This window comes from Massilia sp. UYP32 (genome assembly GCF_050434365.1).
In the GTDB taxonomy this organism is placed as follows: Bacteria; Pseudomonadota; Gammaproteobacteria; order Burkholderiales; family Burkholderiaceae_D; genus Telluria; species Telluria timonae.
The window spans coordinates 17,655-41,510 of the sequence record NZ_JBNDIK010000009.1 but is presented as its reverse complement, the minus strand read 5'-3'; the positions used below and the strand labels follow the sequence as shown (position 1 = coordinate 41,510).

21 protein-coding genes and 3 tRNA genes are annotated in these 23,856 nt (G+C 61.2%); 15 read left to right on the top strand and 9 right to left on the bottom strand.

The window, feature by feature from the left end:
* Positions 1–50: 50 nt before the first annotated feature.
* Positions 51–2,147, bottom strand: coding sequence for an excinuclease ABC subunit UvrB (gene uvrB, locus ABIB42_RS08735; protein ID WP_005666271.1), 2,097 nt, complete (start codon positions 2,145–2,147; stop codon positions 51–53).
* Positions 2,148–2,254: 107 nt separating this feature from the next.
* On the opposite strand from uvrB, the gene ABIB42_RS08730 reads away from it, so the two are divergent.
* The 4 genes from ABIB42_RS08730 (at position 2,255) to ABIB42_RS08715 (ending at position 4,643) form a co-directional block, all read left to right on the top strand.
* On the top strand, positions 2,255–3,466 hold the full coding sequence (locus tag ABIB42_RS08730) for an aromatic amino acid transaminase (protein ID WP_005666272.1): 1,212 nt from the start codon (positions 2,255–2,257) through the stop codon (positions 3,464–3,466).
* A gap of 114 nt (positions 3,467–3,580) precedes the next feature.
* Positions 3,581–3,656: transfer RNA gene (locus ABIB42_RS08725), tRNA-Asn, on the top strand.
* Between the two features lie 86 nt (positions 3,657–3,742).
* Positions 3,743–4,501 (top strand): alpha/beta fold hydrolase, encoded by a 759-nt coding sequence (locus tag ABIB42_RS08720; RefSeq protein WP_005666273.1) that lies wholly within the window; start codon positions 3,743–3,745, stop codon positions 4,499–4,501.
* A gap of 66 nt (positions 4,502–4,567) precedes the next feature.
* Positions 4,568–4,643, top strand: a tRNA-Asn gene (locus ABIB42_RS08715).
* A 45-nt stretch (positions 4,644–4,688) separates the two neighbouring features.
* Here the strand turns inward: ABIB42_RS08715 and ABIB42_RS08710 are convergent.
* The 3 genes from ABIB42_RS08710 to purT form a co-directional block, all read right to left on the bottom strand.
* Complete coding sequence (locus tag ABIB42_RS08710) at positions 4,689–5,060, bottom strand: hypothetical protein (RefSeq protein ID WP_157225550.1); 372 nt, start codon at positions 5,058–5,060, stop codon at positions 4,689–4,691.
* 7 nt (positions 5,061–5,067) lie between these two features.
* Entirely contained in the window at positions 5,068–5,535 is a 468-nt protein-coding gene (locus tag ABIB42_RS08705) for a penicillin-insensitive murein endopeptidase (RefSeq protein ID WP_081589892.1), read from the bottom strand.
* Between the two features lie 116 nt (positions 5,536–5,651).
* Entirely contained in the window at positions 5,652–6,866 is a 1,215-nt protein-coding gene (gene purT / locus ABIB42_RS08700) for a formate-dependent phosphoribosylglycinamide formyltransferase (protein WP_005666275.1), read from the bottom strand.
* Between the two features lie 143 nt (positions 6,867–7,009).
* Between purT and ABIB42_RS08695 the strand changes: the two genes are divergently transcribed.
* A tRNA-Asn gene (locus ABIB42_RS08695) sits at positions 7,010–7,085 on the top strand.
* A 329-nt stretch (positions 7,086–7,414) separates the two neighbouring features.
* Here the strand turns inward: ABIB42_RS08695 and tssK are convergent.
* Positions 7,415–8,746, bottom strand: a complete 1,332-nt coding sequence (gene tssK / locus ABIB42_RS08690) for a type VI secretion system baseplate subunit TssK (protein ID WP_005666277.1) — start codon at positions 8,744–8,746, stop codon at positions 7,415–7,417.
* Positions 8,747–8,945: 199 nt separating this feature from the next.
* On the opposite strand from tssK, the gene tssE reads away from it, so the two are divergent.
* From tssE to tssG, 3 genes are read left to right on the top strand one after another with little or no spacing between them, the layout of a single operon-like run.
* The gene (gene tssE, locus ABIB42_RS08685; RefSeq protein WP_005666278.1) at positions 8,946–9,419 is read left to right on the top strand and encodes a type VI secretion system baseplate subunit TssE; all 474 of its coding nucleotides are present in this window, start codon (positions 8,946–8,948) and stop codon (positions 9,417–9,419) included.
* Between the two features lie 21 nt (positions 9,420–9,440).
* Entirely contained in the window at positions 9,441–11,291 is a 1,851-nt protein-coding gene (gene tssF / locus ABIB42_RS08680) for a type VI secretion system baseplate subunit TssF (protein ID WP_005666279.1), read from the top strand.
* Positions 11,255–12,385, top strand: coding sequence for a type VI secretion system baseplate subunit TssG (gene tssG / locus ABIB42_RS08675; protein ID WP_005666281.1), 1,131 nt, complete (start codon positions 11,255–11,257; stop codon positions 12,383–12,385). Before tssF ends, tssG begins: the two co-directional genes overlap by 37 nt.
* Here tssG and ABIB42_RS08670 read toward each other — a convergent pair.
* Positions 12,349–13,539 carry a hypothetical protein gene (locus tag ABIB42_RS08670; RefSeq protein ID WP_005666282.1) on the bottom strand — a complete coding sequence of 397 codons (1,191 nt, stop codon included), beginning with the start codon at positions 13,537–13,539 and terminating at the stop codon, positions 12,349–12,351. The genes tssG and ABIB42_RS08670 overlap by 37 nt on opposite strands.
* A gap of 158 nt (positions 13,540–13,697) precedes the next feature.
* Between ABIB42_RS08670 and ABIB42_RS08665 the strand changes: the two genes are divergently transcribed.
* The 7 genes from ABIB42_RS08665 to ABIB42_RS08635 all read left to right on the top strand — a co-directional run bounded on the left by ABIB42_RS08665 (position 13,698) and on the right by ABIB42_RS08635 (position 22,207).
* Entirely contained in the window at positions 13,698–16,307 is a 2,610-nt protein-coding gene (locus ABIB42_RS08665) for a type VI secretion system Vgr family protein (protein WP_005666283.1), read from the top strand.
* Entirely contained in the window at positions 16,304–18,136 is a 1,833-nt protein-coding gene (locus tag ABIB42_RS08660) for a hypothetical protein (RefSeq protein ID WP_005666284.1), read from the top strand. The genes ABIB42_RS08665 and ABIB42_RS08660 overlap by 4 nt, the downstream gene beginning before the upstream one ends.
* Positions 18,133–19,278: a T6SS immunity protein Tli4 family protein gene (locus ABIB42_RS08655; RefSeq protein WP_081589931.1), complete on the top strand. Its 1,146-nt coding sequence runs from the start codon at positions 18,133–18,135 to the stop codon at positions 19,276–19,278. The genes ABIB42_RS08660 and ABIB42_RS08655 overlap by 4 nt, the downstream gene beginning before the upstream one ends.
* A gap of 81 nt (positions 19,279–19,359) precedes the next feature.
* On the top strand, positions 19,360–20,505 hold the full coding sequence (locus ABIB42_RS08650) for a T6SS immunity protein Tli4 family protein (protein WP_005666286.1): 1,146 nt from the start codon (positions 19,360–19,362) through the stop codon (positions 20,503–20,505).
* Between the two features lie 31 nt (positions 20,506–20,536).
* The gene (locus tag ABIB42_RS08645; RefSeq protein ID WP_005666287.1) at positions 20,537–20,770 is read left to right on the top strand and encodes a hypothetical protein; all 234 of its coding nucleotides are present in this window, start codon (positions 20,537–20,539) and stop codon (positions 20,768–20,770) included.
* Between the two features lie 11 nt (positions 20,771–20,781).
* Positions 20,782–21,918, top strand: coding sequence for a T6SS immunity protein Tli4 family protein (locus ABIB42_RS08640; RefSeq protein WP_429248248.1), 1,137 nt, complete (start codon positions 20,782–20,784; stop codon positions 21,916–21,918).
* 31 nt (positions 21,919–21,949) lie between these two features.
* Positions 21,950–22,207, top strand: a complete 258-nt coding sequence (locus ABIB42_RS08635; protein WP_219864670.1) for a PAAR domain-containing protein — start codon at positions 21,950–21,952, stop codon at positions 22,205–22,207.
* Between the two features lie 334 nt (positions 22,208–22,541).
* Here the strand turns inward: ABIB42_RS08635 and ABIB42_RS08630 are convergent, their stop codons facing one another.
* The 3 genes from ABIB42_RS08630 to ABIB42_RS08620 are packed head-to-tail and all read right to left on the bottom strand — an operon-like array spanning position 22,542 to position 23,773.
* Entirely contained in the window at positions 22,542–22,985 is a 444-nt protein-coding gene (locus ABIB42_RS08630; protein WP_429248228.1) for a DUF6691 family protein, read from the bottom strand.
* Complete coding sequence (locus ABIB42_RS08625) at positions 22,982–23,422, bottom strand: YeeE/YedE family protein (RefSeq protein WP_429248227.1); 441 nt, start codon at positions 23,420–23,422, stop codon at positions 22,982–22,984. Before ABIB42_RS08625 ends, ABIB42_RS08630 begins: the two co-directional genes overlap by 4 nt.
* A 60-nt stretch (positions 23,423–23,482) precedes the next feature.
* Positions 23,483–23,773, bottom strand: coding sequence for a hypothetical protein (locus ABIB42_RS08620; protein WP_005666294.1), 291 nt, complete (start codon positions 23,771–23,773; stop codon positions 23,483–23,485).
* Between the last annotated feature and the right edge of the window lie 83 nt (positions 23,774–23,856).

The following is a 23,856-nucleotide window of genomic DNA, read 5'->3' as shown; positions in this document are numbered from 1 at the left end:
GCGGGGCCGCCGAGGCCAGCCCCACCCTGCACCCTGGTTACGCAGCCGCGTTACTTGCCCAACATCGACACCACGTTATCCGCCCCCGGCGCCCCGAACGCCTGCTGCTTGAGCACATGCAGCTGGTCGCGCACCTGCGCCGCCTTCTCGAACTCGAGGTTCTTGGCATGGTCGACCATGAGCTTCTCGAGGCGCTTGATCTCCTTGCTGATCTGCTTCTCGCTCATCGACTCGACCTTGGCCGTCGCCGCATCCTCGTGCACGCCTTCGACCATGGCCTTCTGCGCGGCGCTGCTGTACACGCCGTCGATCATTTCCTTGATCTTCTTCTGCACACCCTTCGGCGTGATGCCATTGGCCTCGTTGAAGGCGATCTGCTTGGCGCGGCGGCGCTCGGTCTCGTCGATCGCGCGCCGCATCGAATCGGTGATCTGGTCGCCGTACAGGATCGCCACGCCGTTGAGGTTACGCGCGGCGCGGCCGATGGTCTGGATCAGCGAACGCTCGGAACGCAGGAAGCCCTCTTTATCCGCATCGAGCACCGCCACCAGCGACACTTCAGGCAAGTCCAGGCCCTCGCGCAGCAGGTTGATCCCGACCAGCACGTCGAAGGTGCCCAGGCGCAGGTCGCGCAGGATTTCCACGCGCTCGACCGTGTCGATGTCGCTGTGCAGGTAACGCACCTTGATGCCGTGGTCGCCCAGGTATTCGGTGAGCTGCTCGGCCATGCGCTTGGTCAGCGTGGTGACCAGCACACGCTCGTCCTTGGCGATGCGGTCGTTGATTTCGCTCATCAGGTCGTCGACCTGCGACAGGGCGGGGCGCACGATGATCTGCGGGTCGACCAGGCCGGTGGGGCGCACCACCTGTTCGACCACGTTGTCGGCGCGCTGCTGTTCGTATTCGGCCGGCGTGGCCGAGACGAAAATCGTCTGGCGCGCCTTGCCCTCGAACTCCTGGAATTTCAAGGGCCGGTTGTCGAGCGCCGACGGCAGGCGGAAGCCATAGTCGACCAGGTTGGTCTTGCGCGAACGGTCGCCGTTGTACATCGCGTTGAGCTGGCCGATCATCACGTGCGACTCGTCCATGAACATCAGCGCGTCTTTCGGCAGATAGTCGATCAGCGTCGGCGGCGGCTCGCCCGGCATCGCGCCGGACAGGTGGCGCGAGTAGTTCTCGATACCCTTGGTAAAACCGATCTCGGCCAGCATCTCGAGATCGAAGCGGGTGCGCTGTTCCAGGCGCTGCTCTTCGATGAGTTTATTTTGCTGGCGGAATTCTTCGAGGCGGTCGCGCAGCTCGGCCTTGATCGACTCGACGGCGCGCAGCACGGTGGAGCGCGGCGTGACGTAGTGCGAGCCCGGATACACGGTAAAGCGCGGGATCTTCTGGCGCACGCGGCCCGTCAGCGGATCGAACAGCTGCAGCGATTCGATCTCGTCGTCGAACATCTCGACGCGGATCGCCAGCTCGGCGTGCTCGGCCGGGAAGATGTCGATGGTGTCGCCGCGCACGCGGAAACTGCCGCGCGAGAAATCCATCTCGTTGCGGGTGTACTGCATCTGGATCAGGCGCGCGATGATGTCGCGCTGCGCCACCTTGTCCTTGTGGCGCAGGGTCAGGATCATCTTGTGGTATTCGTTCGGATTACCGATACCGTAGATCGCCGACACGGTGGCCACGATGACCACGTCGCGCCGTTCCATCAGCGACTTGGTGCACGACAGGCGCATCTGCTCGATGTGCTCGTTGATCGACGAGTCCTTTTCGATGAACAGGTCGCGCTGCGGCACATAGGCTTCGGGCTGGTAGTAATCGTAGTAGGAGACGAAATACTCGACCGCGTTCTGCGGGAAGAATTCGCGGAACTCCGAATACAGCTGGGCCGCCAGCGTCTTGTTCGGCGCGAACACGATCGCCGGCCTGCCAGCGCGCGCGATCACGTTGGCCATCGTATAGGTCTTGCCCGAGCCCGTCACGCCGAGCAGCGTCTGGTAGGACAGGCCGTCGTTGATGCCTTCGACCAGGCCCTCGATCGCGGTCGGCTGGTCGCCGGCCGGCGGGAAGGGCTGGTGCAGCTTGAACGGCGAATCGGGGAAGGTGAGGACCGTCGGTTCGGGTGAAGTTGCGATGGATAAATCAGCCATACTTACAGACCTTTGTTAGAATGAGAATCCGCTCGCGGCCTTTCAATACAAGGGCCGCTGTCTATACAACCGCTGTCAACCCAGCCGAAACAACTGAGTTTATCACGATGACTTCCACTGCCTCCGCCAGCCTTTTTGGCGCCATTGAGATGGCCCCGCGCGACCCGATCCTGGGTATTACCGAAGCCTTCAATGCCGACACCAATCCCGCCAAGATCAATCTTGGAGTAGGCGTCTATTATGACAATAACGGCAAGGTGCCACTGTTGGAGTGCGTACAGAAAGCGGAAGCGAAACTGATGGAGCAGCCTGCGCCGCGCACCTACCTGCCGATCGACGGCCTGGCGGCTTACGACAAGGCCGTGCAAGAACTGGTATTTGGTGCCGACAGCGCGGTAATTCAAGAGAAGCGTGCGATCACCGTGCAAGCCCTGGGCGGCACCGGCGCGCTCAAGATCGGCGCCGACTTCCTCAAGCGCTTCCTGCCGCACGCCGACGTCTACATCAGCGATCCGAGCTGGGAAAACCACCGCGCGCTGTTCGAGAGCGCCGGCTTCACCGTCCACAACTACGCCTACTACGACCCTGCTACGCGTGGCGTGAACTTCGACGGCATGCTGGCCGCGCTGAAGGCGATGCCGGCCGGCTCGATCGTCGTGCTGCACGCCTGCTGCCACAACCCGACCGGCGCCGACCTGTCGCAAGCGCAGTGGGACGAGGTGATCGCCGCCGTACAGGCGGGCGGCCTGGTGCCGTTCCTGGACATGGCCTACCAGGGCTTCGCCAACGGCATCGACGAAGACGGCGCCGTCGTGCGCCGCTTCGCCGCGACCGGCATGCCGCTCTTGGTGTCGAACTCGTTCTCGAAGTCGTTCTCGCTGTACGGCGAGCGCGTCGGCGCGCTGTCGATCGTCGCCACCAGCGGTGAGGAGGCGGCCCGCGTGCTGTCGCAACTGAAGCGCGTGGTGCGCACCAACTACTCGAACCCGCCGACCCATGGCGGCAAGGTCGTCGCCACCGTCCTGTCGAACCCCGAGCTGCGCAAGCTGTGGGAAGAAGAGCTGGCCGGCATGCGCGTGCGCATCCGCGAAATGCGCGGCGCGATGGTCGAGAAGCTCAAGGCCAAGGCCCCGGGCCACGACTTCGAATTCGTGCGCCAGCAGGTCGGCATGTTCTCGTATTCGGGCCTGACCAAGGAACAAGTGGGCAAGCTGCGCGACGAGTCGATCTACGCCGTGGACACCGGCCGCATCTGCGTCGCCGCGCTGAACTCGACCAATATCGATCGCGTCGTTGACGCGGTTGCCAAAGTTCTCTAAAATCCCGGCTCTCCGCAAGCGTTACGGCGTGTGCGGAGAGCAGCAGGAGTGGCGCTTGCGATCTGGGCAAATTTGACAGAAACGTTTCAGCAGCCATATAATGCAAGCATCAATTCCCTGATAGCTCAGTCGGTAGAGCGACGGACTGTTAATCCGCAGGTCCCTGGTTCGAGTCCAGGTCGGGGAGCCAGAATACTGAAAAGGCCGCGTCGTGAGATGCGGCCTTTTTGCTTTGCGGCGCGTGCCAAGGCGTCGCTGGTCACAGGAGATTCTTGCGTGAAGCAATTGCCGAACAGCCATGCTACCCTGATCGAAGGGCAGATGTTCCGCTTGATGAAGTCGGGGCAGGGCAAGCCGTCGATCGTGCTGATCAATGGCGCGGGCGGCCCGCTCGACGGCTGGTACAAGCTGTATCCCGAGATCGAGCAATTGGGCACGGTGTTCGCCTACGACCGGCCCGGCGTCGGCGGCAGTCCCAAGCCGCGCGAGGCGCAGTATGGCGAGACCGTGGTCGCTCAGCTGCGCCTGCTGCTGCAGGCGGCCGGCGTCGAGCCGCCGTTCGTGCTGGTCGGCCATTCCTTCGGCGGCCTGCACGCCAACCTGTTCGCGCGCGCCTTCGCCGACGAAGTGGCCGGTGTATTGTTCCTGGAAGCCACCGCACCTAGCGACGTCACCACGCTCAAGCAATTCCAGTCGCCGCTGCAGCGCGGCTTCATCAAGCTGCTCGACCGCATCTCGCCGCGCGACCAGTTCGACGAGATCCGGAACGAACTCGAGACCGTGAAGGATATCCAGGAGGCGCCGGCGTTTCCTCCGGTGCCGGTGACGGTGTTGTCCGGCACGAAGCGCCTGCCGCGCTGGATGGTGCCGGCCGCCCTGGTGCGCGAGCGCGAGCGCACCCAGCTGGGACTGGCGGCGCTGTCGCCGCTGGGCGAGCGGATTGAGGCCAAGCGCAGCGCCCACTTCCCGCAACTGACCGAGCCGGACGTGGTGCTGGACGCCTTGAAGCGCCTGGTTGCGCGGGCGACAGTCTAGTTTCCCGTTTTTTCGTCGTGTGAACACTTGCGAAATCGAAATCAGCAGGTATAATGCGGCCTCCTTTCCCTGATAGCTCAGTCGGTAGAGCGACGGACTGTTAATCCGCAGGTCCCTGGTTCGAGTCCAGGTCGGGGAGCCAGAATTGAGAAGGGCCGCATGCGAATGCGGCCCTTTTTGTATTTGGCTAGCAGATTGATCCACGCATGCTCTTGCCCGTTCGCAGATTGATGCCGAAATGGCAGACGTAGGGCGAAGCTCGATCCCCCTTGTCATGGACGCAGTCAAGATCGCCTTTCTCGCGCACGCGTATGTCGGCCGACGCCCCGCATGCGTCTTTCAAGTCCGGTCCGATTGAGTCGAACAAGACTTTCGCCATGTCGCCCTGGATGGAAAGTGCGGCTTTGTGATCGCTCGATGTCGGCGCCGCTTCTTCGCCGAGGTCGCCAGAATAGATGAGGTAACTGCCCTTGAAATCGCTGTATGTGCCGTCCCATGGTTTTGCGGCAAAAGCGACCGAGCATAAGCCGGCGATGCAGAGGATGGCGGCTATTGGCATTCTCATTTCAGCCTCTCACCTCTACGTGAAAATGGTGGTCATGGCCGCCCAAGGGGCGCGCCAGATGACGGAGCGCTGGGTCATTGAAGTAGACCTTCGTCACGCCAGGAAAATGACGAAAGAGTTCGATTAGCCGTGCAGTGGCTGCCTGATCGTATTGATCAGTCCACTGCCAATATACGGCCTGTCGCTTGCCATCCTTTCGAATGGGCCGTACGTCGACTTCAAGCCCCGTCTTATGCGATCTGTGTTTGTCATAAGGTTTTCCACCCGCCAAGCTGATGTTTCCTATCCCGAATTTGCGGGAATCTAGCGTTGCCCAGACCCTCTCGACGTACAGGAGCAAGTTCATCATTGCCGGATGCGCATATTGGCCGGCACCTCGACCCGGCGTTCCATACACGTAATAGCCGGCGCCTTCCGGCCCTTGAGGCAACATGAAATAACCTCGGCTGTCCTGCGGTTGGGGATGCATCGATCACTCCTGCGATGGCTGCAATGCATCCCATCATGCCGGTCCAGCCCTCTGCAGTATTAGCGCGGCGCAAGCATGTTGCGTACGGAAGTGTACGCGGTAGCCCGCTGCGCCGATCAGCGCTTGCTCGACACCGGCTTGACCTTCGACGCCGCCTCGAGCGCACGCTGGCGCGCGGTTTCGACGTCGTCGGCGGTGGCCAGCGCCACGCCCATGCGGCGGCGCGCGAACGATTCAGGCTTGCCGAACAGGCGCAGGTCGGCGCCCGGCACGCCCAGCGCCTCGGCCACGCCCTCGAAGGCGATGCCGGCTTCGTCCAGCTGGCCATAGATCACGGCGGAAGCACCGGGCGCGCGCAATGCCGGGTTCACCGGCAGGCCGAGGATGGCTTTCGCGTGCAGCTCGAATTCGCTCTGCACCTGGCTCGCCATCGTCACCATGCCGGTATCGTGCGGGCGCGGGCTCACTTCCGAGAACCACACCATATCGCCCTTGACGAACAGCTCGACGCCGAACACGCCCAGGCCGCCCAGGTTGGCGGTGACCTTGGCCGCGATGTCGCGCGCGCGTTCGAGCGCCAGCGGCTGCATCGGATGCGGCTGCCACGATTCGACGTAGTCTCCCTGCACCTGCTTGTGTCCGATCGCCTCGCAGAAGCTCGTTTCGACCTGACCGTCCTGCCTGAGCGAGCGCACGGTCAGCAGGGTGATCTCGTAGTCGAAATCGATGAAGCCTTCGGCGATCACGCGGCCGGCGTCGACCCGGCCGCCCGCGGCGGCGTAGTCCCATGCATGCTGCACGTCGGCGGCCGAATCGAGCTTCGACTGGCCCTTGCCCGACGACGACATCACCGGCTTGACCACGCAGGGAAAGCCGACCGCCGCACAGGCTTCTTCCAGTTCCGCCAGGCTGCTGGCGAAGCGGTAGGGCGAGGTCGCCAGACCCAGTTCCTCGGCCGCCAGGCGGCGGATGCCTTCGCGGTTCATGGTCAGCTGGGCCGCGCGCGCGGTCGGGATGCAGGTGATGCGGCCCGCGGCTTCGAGTTCGGCCAGCTTGTCGGTGGCGATGGCCTCGATCTCGGGCACCACCAGGTCGGGGCGCTCCTGGTCGATCAGCGCTTCCAGCGCGGCGCCATCCGTCATGTCGATCACGTGCGCGCGGTGCGCCACCTGGTGGCCGGGCGCGTTCGGGTAGCGGTCGACGGCGATCACTTCGACGCCCAGGCGCTGCAGGGCGATGATCACTTCCTTGCCGAGCTCGCCGGAGCCGAGCAGCATGACTTTGGTTGCGGAAGGGGAGAGTGGGGTGCCGAGGGTGCGGGGAGTGGTCATGGTTTGTCTGTGAAAAGTAGCAGGCCGCAGCTGGCGGCGAAGCCGAAACTATAGCAAAGCGGGCGGCGCGGGATCGGTGGCGAAAGCGATTCGCATACGGGACTGGTCAAACTGCAAACGCCCGGCTATAATATTGCCTCAATTCCCTGATAGCTCAGTCGGTAGAGCGACGGACTGTTAATCCGCAGGTCCCTGGTTCGAGTCCAGGTCGGGGAGCCAGAATACGAAGGGGAGCTCATAGTGATATGAGCTCTTTTTTATTTCCGGAACGGCGAGTGCCTCATCCCGCTGTGCTGTAATCGTGACGTGCAGAAGGCCGCCTCTTGCTGCCACTTGGCTGCTGTCAGCAGCCAATGTATAACCCTGACATCGTCGAGGTTCCGCACCGGATCATCAATGCCCCGGTCACCTCTTGGAACCCTGGAGGAGCATTGCTGAATTATTTTCAGTCGAAACCGATAGCACGTAAGCACGATCGGGATGCATTGGAAGGGTCACAGTCAGGCATAGAGGTAGAATACGCGGGTCGAAGTACACCGTGGCCCTGATCACGTAATGGCGATCAGCTCGATCTTTAGCCCCGGTATTCCGTCCGGCACGTAGACCGCCAGCGCTCCAGCGTGCAATGCCTTTTCGTAGAGAGGGCTTTTGGTCGACAATGAAAAGTAATAGGTATTTGGCCGCACCGGGATTGCTGGCGGTACCTGAGGCATATGCGCCAGCGGCACGCCCGGCAACGCCGACTTGACTATACTTTCGATGGCATCGGGTGCGGCAACCTTGAGCCGGATGGGCACTGTCGCCACCAGTTCGAGTCCGGGCATATCGGCGGTGACTCCCAGGCATAGCTGCGTCTGTTGAGTGACTCTTGCCGGGTCCAGCACCGCCTGCGAATACGCACGCCGGCCCGGTTCGGCGACCAGCGGAATGATGAAATATTTTGTCCCAATCACCGTATCGACCAGGTCGCGCAACAATCCATCGAGCTCCGCAAACACCTCGCCCAGTGCTTCGTGGCGGTAGGCCGGCAAATCGGCTGTCTTGAAGCGGTCGGAAAACGTCATCAGGCCGCCTACGGCGGAGAGCATTTGCCGAAACATGGCTTCCGGATGCAAGCCCGGGGACCGGGAGCAGTGCATCAGTTGGGCGTTGGCCGTGCTCAGGATATTGAGCATCCACCATGACGAAATGTCGCCCGCGCCGACTTCGTACACTTCGCTACTCGCCTTGCGGTGCGTACGCTGGAGCGATTCGATCTTCGCCGTCATCACGCTAACCAGCTCATCCAGCAAACCCCGGAGGGCCGGAGCGGCGCCGATCGTAACACTCGGCGGGACGAATGAAGGGTCTATCTCGAAACCGCCTTCTGGCGCGCGCCGGATCCGGACCACGGAAACGCTGTCATGCAGGCCGCTCGTCTCGGCGTGGGTGATTAACCTCGGCTGCTTTTTGAGGAACGGCACTTCGATCGCCAGGGCCTCGCTGAACAGATCGCTTGTTTCGATTTCTCGGCACGCGTAGCGCCCATTCTCGTCGGCATTGCCGCCGTGCGGCTTGACGAGGGCAAGCGCGGCGTAAAACGTGAACGTATTAATGTCAGCCGGCAGGCGCGAGAGGTCGACCACCTCAGGCAACAGGTCGGCCTCCGGCGCCTCATAGATCTCGCCATCCGGAAAGATGATCGACATTGTGCTCGCACCAAGGCGGTTATTTTCCAGCCCGGCCAGATTCCACTGCACCGCGCACACGCCCCAGAAGTACGGGTTCAGGGCCGAGGCTATCCGCTTGAGCCGCGCTTCGTGGTAGAGATCCTGGCGCTGGAAGTGTTGCGGACCTAACGTCAGGCCTTCCGACCACATGATCTTGGATGCCGCGCTCATGAGCTCCTCCACGAAGTGTTTTTACCAGACAGATTCTTGGAAGCATGACTTCGCAACCCTTCGCAGTCGTTGATCTTGCTCATCCTGTTGTGCCATCGGCCTGCTCACGCCACTCCATTGTGAATGCGCAACGTTTTTCACATGCAAGGCTCGATAATGGCTGCCGTGGTCGCTTCGGGGCCCCTTGGAGGAGAACACCATGCAAGGTTTTACCCGCGGCTTGTTCGATCGCCTCGACGATGATGACGCCCTGCCTTCCGGCAACAAGCGCGAAACGCGCGCGCGGGCAATGGAAGAGGCCATACGCAGCGTCACGCGCGACCTGCAGGCGCTCCTCAATACCCGATCGGCCCTGTCGCTGGCGTCGCTGGAGTCCTATTCGGCAGTATCCGGATCGATCGTGAACTACGGCCTCATCGACTTCGCCAGCATGTGCATGGGCAGCGACAACGATCAGCAGGAAATCTGCAAGGCCGTCCAGCTGGCAATCGTACGCCACGAGCCGCGATTGCATCAGGTGGCGGTGACCCTGCGACCGAGGCAGGGTGCGATCAACCGCGTCGACTTCGTCATCACCGCCCGGCTCAAAGGCGCGCACCTGGGCGAACCGATGTCCTTCAACGCCGTGTTCCGGCCTTCCCTCCAGCAGTATTCGATCGAAGGCACGGACTAAAACGCGAAAAGCACCGATCCCATGGATGAACTGTTCACGAAGTACGAGCGCGAACTCGTCACCCTCAGGTCGCTGTGCCGGGAGTATGCGCAGCGCTACCCCAAGGTCGCGGCGAAACTGCAGCTGGGAGGAGACACGTGCGACGACCCCCACGTGGAACGCTTGATCCAGGGCGTCGCCTTGCTCAGCGCACGCGTCGCGAAGCGCGTGGACGATTCGTATCCGCAGTTCACCGAAGCGCTGCTCAATCTGCTGTTTCCTCACTACCTGCGACCGTTTCCCTCGTGCGCGATCGCGCGCGTGCTGGGCGAGCCAGGCGGAAAGAAAGAATCAGGAACGATTCCCGACATGCCGCGTGGCACCCTGCTCGCATCCGCGCCAGTAGCCGGCGTGGCTTGCACGTTCAAGACTGTCTACGACGTCAAGCCTTCGGGCGTCGTGCTTTCCGAAGCGAGCTTCGACACCGCCGTCTGCGCCCCTGTCGCGACGCGCCTGCCCGAGAGTGTCACCGCGACGCTGACGCTAAAGTTCGCATCAGCGCGGCCGGGCGAGCCGCTCTGCGCGGCAACCGCTACCGCCATGCGCCTGTACGCCGATGGCGATGCCTCGTTCTGCGCTGCGCTGCGCGACACCCTTTTCATGCACACCCGAGCCGCATACGTGCAACTGGACGACAAGGGGCCATGGGAACGATTGCCGCTCGTCCCGGTCACGCCAGCCGGATTCGCTGATGACGATGCGCTCATTCCCTTCGAAGCACGCGCCCACGCGGCGTACCGTCTCCTCGCCGAGTATTTCGCCTTTCCCGAGAAATTCAACTTCTTCGACATCGACATTCCAGTCCTGCTCCGCCGCATCCCTGCCGGGCGCACGCACTTCACGCTGCGCCTGGCGATCGCCGACATACGTCACGAGGGCGACAAGGCGCGAATGCTGGCAAGCCTGTCGAAACAGCATCTTCTGGCCGGCTGCACGCCGGTAGTGAACCTGTTCAGGCAACCGGGCGTGCCGATCACCTATGACCAGCTATCGGCCGACTACACCCTGCTAGCGCACGGCAATCATCCGCAAGCGTACGAGGTGTACTCGGTCGACCAGGTGCACCTGGTGCGCCAGCAAGGCTCGGGCGCGACCGTCACCGAATTTCGCCCCTTTTATTCGCTTCAGCATGGCGACGAAAGCCTGACGGGACGTGGACGCTACTGGCTGATGCACCATGACGAAACCCTTGCCATTTGCAGTCCCGGCCATGAAAAATCGATCACACTCGTCAACGCCGACTGCGAGCCGCTCGAAATAGAACGCAACGTCCTGTCCATCGATCTGAACTGCACCAACCGCGACCTGCCATGCTCGCTCAAGATCGGCGCGCCGGACGGAGACTTGTCCATTCCCGGCGCAACGGGTGGCAACGTGATCCGCCTGTTGCGCAGGCCGACCCGTCCGGTTCGGCTGGCGAACACACCTGGCATGCACTGGCGCCTGATCTCCCACCTCGCGCTCAACCACCATTCGCTGGTGCTGGAAGGGGCGCACGGCCTGCGGGAGATGCTGGCACTGTACGACTTCGCACCGTCGCCCGTCTCGCGCCGGCAGATCGGCGGCATTGTCTCCCTCGATCAGAGCGAGACCACGGCCTGGATGCGGCACAAGCGCGGTTCCTCCCTGGTGCATGGCACCGAGATCCGCCTCACGCTCGACGAAGAAGCCTACGCCGGCGCCGGCCTGCATTTGTTCGTGCAGGTTCTCGACCAGTTCTTCGCGCTGTACGTGCATATCAACAGCTTTGTCGAGCTCGTCATCCTGTCTCAGCAAAGCGGAAAGGAACTGTTCCGATGCAAGCCACGAAGCGGACGCATGAATCTAGTGTGATCGGCGTGCTGCTGGCCGAACCGCACCAGTTCGAATTCACACAGTTGCTCAACCTCCTGCTGCGCGAGCTGCGGCGCCAGGGTATTCCCTACGAGCGAGCCATGCGCGAGGTGCTCAGGTTCCAGAACAACCTGTCGCTCTCGTTCCCGGCCAGCGAAGTGCATTCGCTCGAGGTCGAGCCGGACGTGCCGGATTCTCTCGCTTCCCTGCGCATGGGGGAGCTGAAGCGCATCCGGATCACGCCGGCATTCATCGGGCTGCTGGGGGCTGGCGGCACCCTTCCCATGCACGACACCGAGCGGATCGCCGCCCAGAAGGCGCATGCCGGCGATGCCAGCCAGCGCGAACTGCTTGATGTGCTGTCGAACCGCCTGATCGGGATGTTCTACGAAGCCTGGGCCAAGTACCGGGTCGAGCATAGCCTCGACGTCCAGGGCCAGGACCGCCTGCTTCCAATGCTGACCGCCATGGCGGGCGTAAGATCGGCATCCGGACACATGTACCCGGCTGGCCAGGTGAAGCAGGAGACTGCAGCCTACTTTTCGGGGCTGCTCAGGACCCGGCCGGTCTCGGCAGGCACAGTCGAACAAGTGTTGAGCGCCTACTTCGGGCTACCGGTCCAGCTGGAGCAGTTCGTGGGCTGCTGGGCGCCGGTCCCCTTGAACCGGCGCAGTACGCTCGGCGTCACGGCGCCGACGCTTGGCGTCAGTGCGGCGCTCGGCGTGCGCCAGTGGCGCCACGACCTGCGCGCCAAGCTGCACATCGGCCCTCTCGACGATGCGCACGTAGCGGGATTTCTTCCCGGCGGAGACGCGCTGACCGCCCTGGCGGAGATGGCCAGCCTGTTTGCGACGCCAACCGTTCGTTACGAACTACGGCTGCTGCTCGCGCCTCCCTGCATCAAGCGCTTCACCTTGAGCACGAGGACAGCGCCACGCCGGCTTGGCTGGAACACGTTCCTGACCGGGACTGACGGCGTCGCCAGGCGTCCAGAAATCAGGTCGATGCTGCGCCTGCCGGCGCGCGTCGCTCTCCCGGCACAGGGAGGGGGAACGGGTCAAGCGGCGGTGACTGCGGCGGCACCGGCCCGGTAGGATTTGGGCGCGGGCACCTCGCCCTGCAGCTGTTCCGCATGAACCAGTACCGGCGCGGCAAAGATGAGTTTGCGCTGCAGGTTTCCGATGCCAAAGGGCTGCATCCGAAAATGCCCCCGGCGCCAATGAGGCGTCACGCTGCCTCCGGACGCACACGTCGGCGCGCTTAACGGCAAGGACTCGGGACCAACCATGATGCCGTCGTACAGGGAGGCCGATCTCTGCAAGAGTTTGGCGCGCTTGCGCTCGCCCAAGCCAGCGGCACGGCGCAGCGCCGCATCGTGGTCACGGTGCTCCGCGACGCGCGCCTGTTTCAATGCCATATACAAGAACACCCTCACAACGTAGCTGACCGCGGCGTGCATCGGCCGATGGAAATCCCCGTCCGCCTGTTCTTTGACAGCGCCAGGAACCCTGGTCAACCATTCGCCAACTGTGGTGTTTCCCCTGTCGGTCTCGCCGAGCAGCGATACATGGCCTCTGTAGAGATCCTGGCGCTTGCTGGCAAAGATGAGTTCCAGCGTCCAGCGAGACTCCCCGTCGGCGCAAAGCTCGGCGGGTGGGGTCAGGAAACAGAAAACGCCATCGAACAAATGGTCTTCGGCCTGCGAAACCGGCACCTTCAGGTAGCGCATCGCCGTGTCTCCAAAGCGTAAGTACTGGGCCGGATAAGGCAGCGCCACCATGCTCATCGGCAGGCTGAGGTCTACGTCCGAGTTCATCAGCAGCGTTTCCAGTGCCGGCGTGGCCTCGATTACCGTCCCCTTTTGCAAATGGTATTTCAGGTTCACGCTGATCTCGACCGCGAGCCTTTGCAGGTCCTCGGCGAGCATCTCGGCCATCGCTCCGGACAGCGGGTGCTCGGGCCGTGTGTGCTCGAACTGCCGGAGGATCTCCTTCCTGATCTGCCAGCACAGCGTGCTCTGATCTTGCCAGCGGCGCCAGACCTCGGTGTGCCCGAGCGCCCGCGTCCAGGCGTCGATTGCCCCTTGATTGCGAAACTCGACCGGGTAGGGCCGCCCGCGCAGAGTCGTCACCCGGCTGCAGTCCACCGCTGGACCGATGTCGATCAGTTGGTGCTCCAGCGACTGCCTTCCAGGCGCGATGACGCCATCGTTTCGGGCCAGTCCTCGTTGTGCCAGTTTTTTCAGCATGTCAATTTCGCCTAGAGAAGATCGATTCGCAGAAGACTCTCGGGAAACTGTAGACATGGCTTACGGAAACGCATTGACTCTGGTCAATTTCAGCCTAGCGGCGTCAAGGTAACGTAGCCGTTGGACTTTTTCTAATTCGCGGCGATCGGAGGCAATCAGTGGGGGAAATCCAGGCAATCGCGGCCGGCGCCGCGCGCTCGGCGTTTAGCGGCGCATCCCAGCACAACCGCATCATGCGGCTCGATTTTCCGTTCGAGGACGGCCCGCCCGCCATCCTGCTTCCAAACAAGCTGAAAGTTTCCGAGGCAGTGTCGCGCTGCTTCCGCATCGTGGTCGAGGCGCTGTCGGACGACCCGCAAATCCCCCTCAAGATAGTGATGGGCAAAATGGTGACGATCTCCCTGGTGCGGGAAGACGGGTCGCTGCGCTATTTCAACGGCTACGTCACCGAGTTCCGTTTTGTCCGCAGCGACGGCGGCTTCGCCTTCTACCAGATGGTGCTCGAACCCTGGCTCGCGTTCACGCGGCTGCGCAAGAACAGCATGTCGTTCCACAACAAGAGCGTGCGCGAGATCACCGAGGACACCCTGAAGCACTACCGCCCGGCCGACTGGCACATGTACCCGGTCGACGAGTCGAAGCTGACCGTCGCCAACCAGTACAACGAGACCGACTACAACCACCTGCACCGGCGCTGGGAAGCGCTCGGCCTGCACTACTGGTACGAGCATGAATTTGGCCGCCATAAGCTCATGATCTCGGACAACAGCTTCCTGGCCGAGCCGATCGACGAGGAAGCCTACCTGATCCCGTTCCACGACAAGGGCGGCTCGCGCGAGGACGACGGCATCCACGAGTGGACGGCGATCCGGCGCCTCGGTCCGGGCCAGGTCACGCTGGCGAGCACGGATTACAAGAATCCGGGGGCGCAGCGTGCCAGCGTCGATTCGGGCAACCAGCAAGGCGACGTCTTCCCCTACGAGATCTACGAGGACACCGGGGCGTACGGCTTTCGCATGCGCAGCGACGGTGAACAACTGGCAGCGCGACGCATGGAAGAGCAGGACAAGAACAGGCAGTATTTCGAGGCGGCGGGCAACGACAGGAGCGTGCTGCCGGGCCGCACCTTCAAGCTCGGCGACCATTTCAGCGCAGAGCCGCGTTCGCCCGAATACGATCCCGAGCCGCGCCGCAGTATCGGCGACCGCCGCTACCTGATCCTGGACGTCGAACACGAAGCGACCAACAACTACCAGGCCGGGGTCGGCGCGCCCTCGCAATACGAGAACCGCTTCACCTGCATCCGCAAGGACATCCGCTGGCGCCCAGGCCCCGGCTTCAACAGCGCGCCCGGCACCAACATGGGGCTGCACACCGCGGCCGTGGTCGGCCCCGCCGGCGCCGATATCCATACGGACGGCTATGGAAGAGTCAAGCTGCAGTTTCCCTGGGACCGGCTGGGAAAATACGACGAGAACAGCTCGCCCTGGATCCGGGTGATGACCCCCGCCGCCGGCAATGAATTCGGGCAGGTCCGATTGCCGCGCGTGGGTGAGGAAGTGGGCGTCGTCTATTCCAATGGGAATATCGACCACCCCTTGATCCTTGGCGCAGTTTACAACGGCAAACACATGCCGCCCTGGAAGCTCCCGGAGCAAAGTGCCCTGGCCGGCCTGCGCAGCCGGGAACTCGGCGGCGGCTCGCGCGGCAATCACCTGATCCTGGATGACACGAAGGAGCAGATCCAGGCGCAGCTGAAAAGCGATCATCAATGCAGCCAGCTCTCGTTGGGACATATTACACGCATCGAAGACACGAGCGGGCGCAAGGACGCGCGCGGGGAAGGCTGGGAACTCACGACCAATGCCTGGGGTGTCGCCCGCGCCGCCCAGGGGATGCTCATTACCACCGAAGCGCGGCTGAACGCGGCGTCCCATGCGAAGGACCTGGGCGAGACCGCACAGCGGCTGGCATCGGCGGCGCAGATTCAGGAACAGCTGGCCGCGATGGCGCTCGATCACGAAGCGCAGGAAAGCGGCCAACAGGATGAGGCTGCGGAGGACGTCAAAGCCCAGAACTCGGCTATCCGCGGGGCAGCCAAGGGGTCGTCCCCCGAGCTCTCTGAGCCGCATCTTGTCATGGCGAGCCCTGCCGGCATCGAGCTCACGAGCGCCCAGTCGACCCACATCGCCAGCGAACGCCACACCGCGATCACAAGCGGCAAGAGTCTTTCGCTCGCAAGCGTCGACAGCCTGTTCGCCAGCGTGGGCAAGACCTTCAGGCTGTTCGTGCACAAGGCGGGAATGAAGCTGATTGCGGCCGCCGGCAAGGTGTCGGTGCAGGCGCAGACCGACGACGTGGAAATCATCGCCAATAAGGTGCTCGAGATGATCAGCGACACGGAGTGGGTGAACATCCGCGGCAAGAAAGGGATCCGCATGTACGGCGGCGGCAAGAACATGGTCGAGATCGGCGAGCAAGTCCAGTTTTTCACCGCGGCGCCAGTGCTATTCCACGGCAATCTCGAGACGCTGCCGCCAAAAAGCGTGTCGCAGGCGTTCAACGAACGCTCCCGGGATTACCAGTTCGACCAGGAGGTCAACTTCGTCGACGCGAACCTGAAGCCCGAGAAGGCCGTCGCCTACGAACTCGTGCGCGGAGATGGAACGGTCATGGACGGGAAAACGGCGGCCAGCGGCAGCACCGAGGTACAGAAATCCGGCGGTTTCGACTCCTATACCATCCGCTACAAGGGCGAACTACCATGAGCGATCAATCCGAACTGAACGAGCGCGGCAATTATCAGGGCGAATTCACGCAGGGTGTCGGCGGGTGGGCGGAATACACGGTCCACATGACGAAGACGTCCGACACGATCCGCCACGACGTCAAGCTCCCGCCCAAAAAAGTGATTCCCGTGATCTTCCTGCCCGGTGTGATGGGCAGCAATCTTCGGCTGAGCAAAAAACGACAAGAAGAACTTGATCGGCCCGATAACCGTTCGTGGCGACCGGACGACATGGTCGGCATCAATAGCGGGGCCGCCCTTGTTGGTGCCGGGCTGGTCGGCTGGTACAAGAATGCCTCGCCGGAACAGCGGCAACTCATGCTCGACCCGAACGAGACGGAGGTCGAGTACTACAACTATACGGAAAGCGAAGATCGCTTCGATCCCGAAGGCGCCGAAACGCTGGCTTCGGACAAATTGCATCAAAACGTCCCCGACAGCCTCGAACCCATTCCACCCCTGATAGGAATGCGTGCGGTAACAGGACGGAACTTCAGGCGCGGTCCTCTGGTGAAGAAACGCGAAACACCAGCACAGATCGCAAGGTGGCGCGGCTGGAGCGAGGTCCTGTTCGCCGGAGCTTACGGGAAGATGTTGAAAACGGCTGAAAGCCACCTCAACAATATGGTGGTAGGAGATGCGGCCAACCCAATGTGGAAACCCTTCTTCGCCGATCCACGCACTTTTGGCGGCGTAAATGCAGGCTCGGCACTGACGGAGCAGGACCTGAAGAAAATCGCCGCGTGCTGGTATCCCGTCCATGCCATGGGATACAACTTTTTGAAGAGCAACGGAAAAACCGCGACGACGATCGCGGAGCGGATCCGCGGGCTTGCCAAGGGCTACCAGAAGCGGGGCTTCAAGTGCGACGAGGTAATTATCGTCACGCACAGCATGGGTGGCCTGCTGGCGCGGGCGCTCATCCATCCAAAGTATGGGAACCTGCTGAACGACCCCGCTGTCAAGATGCTCGGCATCTACCATAACGTGATGCCGACCATGGGCGCCGCCGCATCCTATAAACGCATGCGTTTTGGGTTCCTGGAAAAGGCGTTGCTGTTTCCCGAAACCAAGGCCAGCATTTTCGGCCTCAATGGGAAACATGCCACCGCCATCCTCGCCAACGCGCCTGCCGCACTGGAACTGTTTCCCGGTTCCGCTTACGGCAAATCGTCGCTGAAGGTCGTGGACGGGTCCGGGCGCGAGATGTGGAGCTGGCCGGGCGACAAAGCGAGCGCCTTGAAGAGCATTTACCTGCAACCCGCCGATCGATGGTGGCGACTCATCAATCCGAATTGGGTCAACCCCGGGCGCGTAATAGAAGAGGATGGCGGGGGTATCTCTGCCGTTATGGAGCGCCTGAAAAAAGCCAGTGAATTTATTGAAGACATCAAGACCACCTTCCATCCGACCAGTTGCTACGGCAGCTTCTGTTCGTCGCAGGAACGCCTCAGCTATGGCGAGATCGTGTTCAAGGCGACCGACCCCGACTTATGGGACAGCCGGCACATCAGGCTGTCCCCAGTAGAGACCTGGAAGCTGCTGAGCGATGACGCCCAGGGTACATTGAAAGTCCAGACCGCCAGCCGCGTGCTGACGCTCGTCCTGCAACCGCCAGCCGCCCCCGGCGACGAAACCGTCCCCGCCGCCCGCTCCGCCAAACAGATTGCGGGCAAGCTGTTCGTGCATGGAGAGACCAAAGGCAAGAGCTACGAACACCAGAACAGCTATGCAGACCAGGATGTGCTGGCCTCGCTGCTGTATTCGGTCGTACAAATCGCCAAGACGGCGAAATGGGAGGCAGCTTGAAGATCACTTCGACCCTGCAGCGTGGTGCCATATTCGCTGCCTTGCTGATTGCTTTGGTGTCATTAGCTGGAAATTCTCGTACTTATGCCTACAAGGAGACCGCCGTGCCCGAACCAGTCAAGCTCAGTCCGCGCCTGCGGACGCTGTTCGAGAAAACAAAAATCCTTTGTTTCGGCCGCTATGCGATCGAAGTACCCCAAGAAGCCCAGCTCATTATGGGAGAAGTCTCGTTTCCATCAACCGTCAGGGTGTTTCTCGGTGGAATCGAGAAAGCAAAACACAGGGCCGAAGAAAAAATTGCAAAAATGAAGTGGGAAGACGCTACTGCCGAAATCACTTACAACGATGTAGGGCCGATCGAGGACAGCTGGCAGACGCGCTATTTCGAAGACAAATACAAAAAAGAGCGCAACGCGCTGTTCTTCGACACGTATATCAGCAAAGCCGAGATGACATTCGTGCTGCGCGATTCCATCAAGCAGGGCGAGACCGAAAGCACAGTAATTGCCAGACAGCGCGCGCGCGCCGGGAGCTTGCGGCTGCGCGCTGCGGACGAAGTGCCGACTGAACCAGGCGTCTGCATCGAACACGCCTTCATGGCCAGTGATCGGTACGATCATCAGGAGATGGCGAATGCAGGAGTCTACTTGCCCAGCTTCCCGGACATTACGTTCTCGATCCGCTCGAACAAGGACGCCTATGCCGATTACGACAAGGCTGAGTTCGAGCAAATGAAGCGCGACGAGTTGTCCCTGCTTGGCCGTATCAAGGGTGCCCAAGATATGCAGGGCGCTCTTTACCCCAAGCGGGACGTTCTGCGCGAAGGCAAACGAGACGTACAACATTGGAAGGGCGAAGAATCGCTCATTCGCAGGCCCGACGGCACCCACGATTTCGAATGGGCCTTTGTCGGTACGCCGACAGATGTGGCTAATCCGTCTTCGTTTGGCGCTGCCATGTTCACCAAGGTCAAGCACAATCTGGTCGGGGCCGCTAATAAGGCATCAGTCACCGACGACGAGGCAGTCGCGCTGTGGGACAAGCTCCTGTCCGGCCTGAAATTCCGGGTCAAAGTGCCCGGCGCACCCGAGGGTTCCTACTATTTACCTAAGGACAAACCCGAGGCGACTTCCGCCAAGTGACAATGCGGCGAAACTGTAATCAGGAGCGACGATGCAGTATTTGGTCGTGCAAATCGCCAAGTCCGCAAAGTGGGAGGCTGCATGAAGATCACCTCGACCCTGCAGCGTGGCGCAGTGTTCGCTGCTTTGCTGATTGTTTTGGTGTCGTTGGCTGGAAACTCCAGTACCTATGCCTATAAGGAGACCACCGTGCCCGAACCAGTCAAGCTCAGTCCGCGCCTGCGGACGCTGTTCGAGAAAACAAAAATCCTTTGTTTCGGCCGCTATGCGATCGAGGTGCCGCAGGAAGCTCAGCTTGTTTGGGGGAGCGCCTCGTTTCCTTCAGATATAGATATTATTTCGGGAGGTATCGAGAAAGCGAAACGCAGGGCGGAAGAAAAAATTGTGAAATTGAAACGCGAGAAGCGTACTTCCGAAATTACTTACAACGACGTAGGGCCGATCGAGGATAGCTGGCAGACACGCTATTTCGAGAACGAATTCGCAAAGGAGGACAATTCTCTTTTTTTCGACACGTATATCAGCAAGGGCGAGATCACCTTCGTCCTGGGCGATGCCATCGAGACAGGCGAGACCGAAAGCACGGTAATCGCCAGACAGCTCGCGCAAGCCAAGAGCTTGCGGCTCCGCGCAGCGGAGGAGGTGCCGACCGAACCGGGCTTCTGTATCGAACACGGGTTCATGAAAGGTGATCGGTACGGTGATTCAGAGAAGGTAAATGCAGGAGTCTATTTGCCCAGCTTCCCGGACATTACGTTCTCGATCCGCTCGAACAAGGATGCCTATGCCGATTACGACAAGGCTGAGTTCGAGCAAATGAAGCGCGACGAGTTGTCCCTGCTTGGCCGTATCAAGGGTGCCCAAGATATGCAGGGCGCTCTTTACCCCAAGCGGGACGTTCTGCGCGAAGGAAAACGGGACGTACAACATTGGAAGGGCGAAGAATCTCTCATTCGCAGGCCCGACGGCACCCACGATTTCGAGTGGGCCTTTGTCGGTACGCCGACAGAAGTGGCTAACCCGTCTTCGTTTAGCGCCGCCATGTTCACCAAGGTTAAGCACAATTTGGTGGGCGCCGCTGAGAAGGCGTCGGTAAGCGATGACGAGGCAGTCGCGGTATGGGACAAAATTCTCTCTAGCCTGAAGTTCAGGGTCAAAGTACCCGGCGCACCCGAGGGTTCCTACATTTACCCAAAAGGCAAACCGGATACGTCTGCCGCCAAGTGACAATGCGGTGAAACTATAATCGGGAGCGGTGATGAAACGTCAGGGCCGAGGCGTGATTCGCCTGGATGACAAGCCTCCAACGGCCCCGGGCGACGAAACCGTTCCGGCCGCCCGTTCCGACAAACAGGTCACTGGGAAATTGTTTGTGCACGGCGAGACGAAAGGAAAAAGCTATGAGCACCAAAATAGCTACGCCAACCAAGACGTCCTGGCGTCCCTGCTGTATTCCGTTGTTCAAATCGCCAAGACAGCGAAATGGAAGTAATCGTGAAAACTATGACTTACCTGAAGCGCGGTACGATCCTGGCCCTCTTGCTGCTTGCCTTGGTGTCGTTGTGTGTAAATTCCCGCAATTACACTTACAAGGAGACCGTCATGCCCGAACAAGTCAAGCTCAGCCCGCGCCTGCAGGCACTGTTTGAAAGGACAAAAATCCTTTGTTTCGGCCGCTATGCGATCGAAGTGCCTCAGGAGGCGCAGCTCATACCGGGGAGTGCCGTTCTCGACTCTGGCATTGAGGTTGTTTCCGGCGGATTAGAAAAGGCAAAGCGCCGCGCCGACGCGAAAATAAGGAAAGTGAAGTGGGAAGACGACACTGCTGAGATTACCTATAGCGGCCCGGGGCCGATCGCGGATAGCTGGCAAGTTCGCTATTTCGAAGATAAGTACAATAAAGAACGCAATGCGCTTTTTTTTTACACGTACATAAGCAAGGGCGAAATCACATTCGTGTTAGATGATTCGATCTCAAAAGGAGAGAACGAAAGCACGGTAATCGCCCGACAGCTGGCTCGGGCCGAACGCTTGAGATTGCGCGCTGCAGAGGCACTACCGACTGAGCCGGGTTTTTGCGTCGAACACGGCTTCATGCCGAGCGATCGCTATGTGGCTCAGGAAACGATCAGTGCGGGAATTTATTTGCCCAGTCTTCCGGATGTTACCTTCTCCGTCAGTTCCAACAAAGACGCTTACGCCGATTATGACAAAGCTGAATTCGAGCAGATGAAGCGTGATGAACTGTCCCTGCTTGCCCGCATTAAGGGCGCCCAAGAAACCCAAGGCGCGTCGTACCCCAAGCGTGACGTTCTGCGCGAGGGCAAACGGGACGTACAACATTGGAAGGGCGAAGAATCGCTCATTCGCAGGCCCGACGGCACTCACGATTTCGAGTGGGCCTTTGTCGGCACGCCGACAGACGTGGCCAATCCATCCGAGTTTCATGCCGCCATGTTTACCAAGGTTAAGGACAATATGGTCGGGGCCGCTAAGAAGGCATCGGTCACCGACGACGAGGCGGTCGCGGTATGGGACAAACTTCTTTCCAGCCTGAAGTTCCGAGTCAAAGTGCCCGGCGCACCCGAAGGTTCCTACATTTACCCAAAAGGCCAACCGGATACGTCTGCCGCCAAGTGACAATGCGGCGAAACTATAATTGGGAGCGGTGATGAAACATCAGGGCCGAGGCGTGATTCGCCTGGATGACAAGACTGATCATGGCGGCCAGGTCATCAGTGCCTCGTCGGAGACGATTGCTATAGGCAAAGCAGCGGCAATCCAGGACGACATGACCTTTTGTCCGGCATGCAAAGGGAAATTTGCGATTAAACCGGATGGTGCCGGTGCAAAGCACAAAGGCAAGCCATACGCCTACGATGGAGATGTTACCGAGTGCGGAGCCCGCCTAATCAGTTCTATTGACTGATCCTGTTGCAGCGACAACGATGTCCCACCTTCACAGCGCTGCATCTACTTCCACGTGGATGTAGGCGGACGATGAACCGACAGAGGGGCACGAGCGGCTCGCCCAAATAGATCGCCCGCACTGTTCGTACATGTGAGCAGTGCAAGGGCCTTGGTTGCCCATTTTATGCGTGCTTCAGAAAGGCACAGGCCCGTTAATGCCGCCGTCACATAAAAACATTTTCTACCTTGCCCCTGCGACTATCAATCCGCAGGTCCCTGGTTCGAGTCAGGGCAGGGGGCCAGAATAGGAAGGGCCGCATGCGAATGCGGCCCTTTTTGCTTTTGCAGTATGCTCACGCCGCCGCGCGCTGTTTCTCATCGCGTTTTCCGCGCCGTCCCAGCAGTTCGAACACACCCATCCCCGCCACCATCGCCAGGAAGAACAGCAGCGGTTTGCCCCCGCCCACCAGAATCGACGCCACCGCCGGCCCGGGACAATACCCGGCCAGTCCCCAACCGGCGCCGAATACCAGGCTGCCCGCCAGCAGCCGGCGGTCGATCCGCGTTGCGGTCGGCAACTGCAGCGGCTCTCCCAGCAAGGAGCGCCGCCGGCGCCGCGCGAACGCATAGGCCGGCATCGCGGCCAGCAGCGCGCCGCCCATCACGATGCCGAGCGACGGATCCCATGCGCCGGCCAGGTCGAGAAAGGCCAGCACCTTGGCCGGATTGGTCATTTCGGAGAGAATCAGCCCGGTCCCGAACAGCAGGCCGGCCCATAAGGCGAACAGGATTTTCATGCGACGCTCCCGAACACATGGCGCAGCAAGTAGACGATGGCGAAGCCGGCGCCCATGAAGGCCACGGTCGCCGCCAGCGAGCGCGGTGAGCCGCGCGCCATGCCGCACACGCCGTGGCCGCTGGTGCAGCCGCCGCCGTAGCGGGTGCCGATGCCGACCAGCAGGCCGGATGCGATCAGGGCCGGCCAGCCCGCATCGACCTCGACATGCGGGAGCGCCGCCACCAGGCTGTAGAGCAGCGGTGCGCCGGCCAGGCCGGCGAGAAACGCCAGGCGCCAGCCGGTCTCGCCGGGCGCTGGACGCAGCAGGCCGCCCAGGATGCCGCTGACGCCGGCGATGCGCCCGTTGAACAGCAGCAGGCCGCCTGCCGCGAGGCCGATCAGCAGTCCGCCGGCCAGCGCCGGCCACGGCGTAAAATTGACCCAGTCGATGTCCATCGCGTCCTCCACTCCACCTTGGACCGCGAACGCGCGCCGAAGTTGTTGGCAGCCTATCGCTCAGCGGCTCTTTTTCTTATTGGATGTGTAAGTACGCGTATAGAAATCTGGCGGCTTTTTCGCCACCCAGGCGATGAAGGCTGCGATCTCTTCGTGCCCGCGCAGCGCGTCCCAGGTATGGTAGCTCTGCAGCAGCTCGCGCTCGGTGAGCGCCGAGTGAATCTTGCGGTGGCAGATCTTGTGGATCGCGAACTGTTCCTTGCCCTTGAAGGTCTTCGGGATCAGGTGATGGCGGTCGATATTGACCGTTCCCAGGATGCGCCCGCACAGCGGGCAGAGGTTATCGACCACGTATCACTCCGGGTTGTTTTTGCTTGCTCTATGAGATATGGTGCGTAATCAATAGCTGCGCAAGACTTGTCCCGCTAATTTCA